Raw genomic sequence first — 2,493 nt, 5'->3', positions numbered from 1 at the left:
ATCATCGAGCCCTTCGAGGTCGCATACAGCCGCGCCACGTAGCGCAGCGTCTCGGCGTCGATGCCGCAGATCGGCGCCATCTTCTCCGGGCTGTATTCCGCCACGTTGGCCTTCAGTTCCTCGTAGCCGATGGTGCGGCTGGCGATGAAGCCTTCATCGACCAGGTTCTCGTTGACGATCACATGCATCATCGCATTGAGCATGGCCACGTCGGTGTCGGCCCGGAACTGCAGCGAGCGGTGCGCCAGGCGCGACAGGTCCGAGCGGCGCGGGTCCATGACGATCAGCTTGCTGCCGTTGGCCACCGCATTCTTGATCCAGGTCGCCGCGACCGGGTGGTTCACCGTCGGGTTCGCGCCGATGATGACGATGACCTCGGCCTTGGTCACGTCCATGACCGGGTTCGACACCGCGCCCGAGCCGATGCCCTCCAGCAGCGCCACCACCGACGACGCATGGCACAGCCGCGTGCAATGGTCGACGTTGTTGCTGCCAAAGCCTGTCCTCACCAGCTTCTGGAACAGGTAGGCTTCCTCGTTGCTGCCCTTGGCCGAGCCGAAGCCGGCCAGCGCGCGCGGCCCGGCGCTGTCGCGAATGCCGCGCAGCTTGCTGCCGGTCAGCGCCAGCGCTTCTTCCCAGGTCGCTTCGCGGAACACGTCCATGACCCGGTCCGGGTCCATCGCGAAGTCGCCGTTCTTGGGCACGCCCTCGCGCCGGATCAGCGGCACGGTCAGCCGGTGCGGATGATGCGCATAGTCGAAGCCGTAGCGGCCCTTGACGCACAGCCGGCCATGGTTGGCCGGGCCGTCGCGGCCCTCGACGAACAGGATCTTGTTGTCCTTGACGTTATAGGTCAGCTGGCAGCCCACGCCGCAGTACGGGCACACCGAGTCGACCTGCTTGTCGGGGATGGTCAGCGCCGCCTCGCGCGCCGGCATCAGGGCGCCGGTCGGGCAGGCCTGCACGCATTCGCCGCAGGCCACGCAGGTGGAGTTGCCCATCGGGTCGTCCATGTCGAAGACGATCTTCTCGGCCTCGCCGCGCAGGGCCAGGCCGATGACGTCGTTCATCTGCTCGTCGCGGCAGGCGCGCACGCAGCGGGTGCACTGGATGCAGGCGTCGAGGTTGACCGTCATGGCCGGGTGCGACAGGTCCGGCGCGACCCGCGCGCGCGGGGCGAAGCGCGGCTTGCCCACCGCCAGTTCCTCGGCCCAGACGTCGACCTCGTTGTGCAGCGTGTAGCTGGTCTCGGGCATGTCCGACTGCAGCAGCTCCAGCACCATGCGCTGCGCATGCAGCGCGCGCTCGCTGTCTGTTGTGACCTGCATGCCGGCGGTGGGGAAGCGGCAGCACGACGGCGCCAGCGTGCGCTCGCCATTGATCTCGACCATGCAGGCGCGGCAGTTGCCGGCCGTGTCCATGCCGGGCTTGTAGCACAGCCGCGGGATGGCCACGCCTTCGCGGTCGGCCACTTCGATCAGGGTCTCGCTGGCGCGCGCCGTGACCGGCTGGCCGTTGAGGGTGAACTCGACGACGGGCGCGTCGAGGTGGACGAGTTCATTGCGGGTGATGGCGTTCATGATTGATTCCTCAGGCTCCGGTCAGTTCATGCGGAAAGTAGCGGACCACGCAGTCCACCGGATTGGGCGCGGCCTGGCCGAGGCCGCAGATGGAGGCGTCGCGCATGACCTGCGACAGGTCCGCCAGCAGCGGCACGTCCCACACCGGCTGCTCCACCAGCGCCAGCGCCTTGGCGGTGCCGACCCGGCACGGCGTGCACTGGCCGCAGGACTCGTCCTTGAAGAAGCGCATCAGGTTGCGCGCGGCATTCATCGCGCTGTCGCGGTCCGACAGCACCACCACCGCGGCCGAGCCGATGAAGCAGCCGTGCGGCTGCAGCGTGTCGAAGTCGAGCGGGATATCGTTCATCGTCGCCGGCAGGATGCCGCCGGAGGCGCCGCCGGGCAGGTAGGCGTAGAACGTCTGGCCGTCGAGCATGCCGCCGCAGTATTCGTCGATCAGCTCCTGGATGGTGATGCCGGCCGGCGCGAGCTTCACGCCGGGTTCCTTGACGCGGCCCGAGACCGAGTACGAGCGCAGGCCCTTGCGGCCATGGCGGCCGTGCGAGGCGAACCAATCCGGGCCCTTCTGCAGGATGTCGCGCACCCAGTACAGGGTCTCGAAGTTGTGCTCCAGCGTGGGCCGGCCGAACAGGCCCACCTGGGCTACATACGGCGGGCGCAGCCGCGGCATGCCGCGCTTGCCTTCGATGGACTCGATCATCGCCGACTCCTCGCCGCAGATGTAGGCGCCGGCGCCGCGGCGCAGGTGGATGCGCGGCATGACCTCGAGCGGCGGGTTGGCCATGAGCGCGGCGAGCTCCTGCTGCAGCAGCGTGCGGCAGGCATGGTACTCGTCGCGCAGGTAGATGTAGATGTCCTCGATGCCCACGGCCCAGGCGGCGATGAGCATGCCTTCGAGGAAGCGGTGCGG

Annotated in this window: 2 protein-coding genes; both read right to left on the bottom strand. The window is 68.4% G+C overall.

The window, feature by feature from the left end:
* The coding region (locus QOL82_RS29050) for a molybdopterin-dependent oxidoreductase (RefSeq protein ID WP_283445807.1) at nt 1-1,580 on the bottom strand (1,580 nt) is incomplete at its 3' end.
* Nucleotides 1,581-1,590: 10 nt separating this feature from the next.
* The coding region (locus QOL82_RS29045; RefSeq protein WP_283445806.1) for an NADH-ubiquinone oxidoreductase-F iron-sulfur binding region domain-containing protein at nt 1,591-2,493 on the bottom strand (903 nt) is incomplete at its 5' end.

The organism is Noviherbaspirillum suwonense, from assembly GCF_900182955.1.
Classification (GTDB): Bacteria; Pseudomonadota; Gammaproteobacteria; order Burkholderiales; family Burkholderiaceae_D; genus Noviherbaspirillum_A; species Noviherbaspirillum_A suwonense.
This window is presented reverse-complemented; position numbering and strand designations above follow the sequence as displayed.